A 1,082-nucleotide genomic window follows, 5' to 3' on the forward strand; every position below is an offset into this window, starting at 1 on the left:
CGAGGGTGCATGGACGCCGTGGCGGCGCGGCGGTACGGTGGAGGCACCGGGGACGGGGCAGCGGCGTCCGCCGTTGGATCGGGCGTGGGGGAGGAGCAGGCGATGGGGACACGAGTGCCAAAGGGGCGGATACCCGATCTGGAGTCACGCCGGCGCCTGGACCCGCTGTGGACGGAGCTGGCCTGGGAATCGATCAACGACGGGCGGTTGTCAGTGACCGCCGCGGACGCCGCGGCAAGTGAGATCACGGTCCTTGGGGCGTGCCCGCGCTGTACGGATGAGATGACGTACCGCAGCGTTGAACGAGGCGTCGCGGCCGTACCCGGCCGGTCCGCAGCGGAACCCGGAATCTCAATACGCACCGAAACGGACACCCCGGCTCCGGCGCAGGCCGCGCAGACCCCGGGCATCGAGGTGGATGTGTTTTGCCGCTGCACCTACTCCCATCCGGGGCATCCGCCGCAGGAACCCTGGGGTGCGGGGCGGTGTTCCGTGTTGCGCTCAAGGAGCAAAATGCGGGGGTCTGGGTGCCCAGCCGGCCCAGCACGTTCCCGGGCGCTGATGCGTTGGAACGCAAGGAGCTGTGGGATGAAATCGTGCAGGGGATGCTGCCGCGCACGGCGGCCACGGCCAAGGTGTGGGGTGCCGGCTACACGGGCCTGCTGACCCTGTTGGTCTCGGCGGTGGTGGTCAGTGGGGATTCACTGGACCTGGTGGCCGAACCCTGGCGGAGCCTGATCATCGTGCTGTTGCTGCTCGGGCTGGGCCTGATGCTCACCGGACTGTGGTTTGTCACCCGCGCCGAGGCTCCACCGCAGCAGGCGGTGCGCCGCGCCGGGTTCCTCTGGCGATTCCCCAACCGCAGCCGCTACGAGAGGAGTCTGGCCGAGGCCGCCGTCTACCGTCTGGGCTTGGGGCACGCCTGCGTGATCGGGGGAGTGGCCGCCTTTCTGCTGGGGGTCGCGTTCTGGCTGTTCAGCTTCCCGGCTAGACCCGGCGCCCGGTGGGCGTGGGCGCAGCCAAAAGCCCCGACCGCCGGCGCCCGTCCTGGAGGACAGGGAGCCGGCGAGCGGGGCTTTTAA

General features: G+C 70.1%; 1 protein-coding gene. It reads left to right on the top strand.

Features of this window, described 5'->3' with window-relative positions; genetic code table 11:
- Positions 1–485 precede the first annotated feature (485 nt).
- Complete coding sequence (locus JCM19049_RS15100) at positions 486–1,082, top strand: hypothetical protein (RefSeq protein ID WP_054821975.1); 597 nt, start codon at positions 486–488, stop codon at positions 1,080–1,082.

Source organism: Arthrobacter sp. JCM 19049, assembly GCF_001310435.1.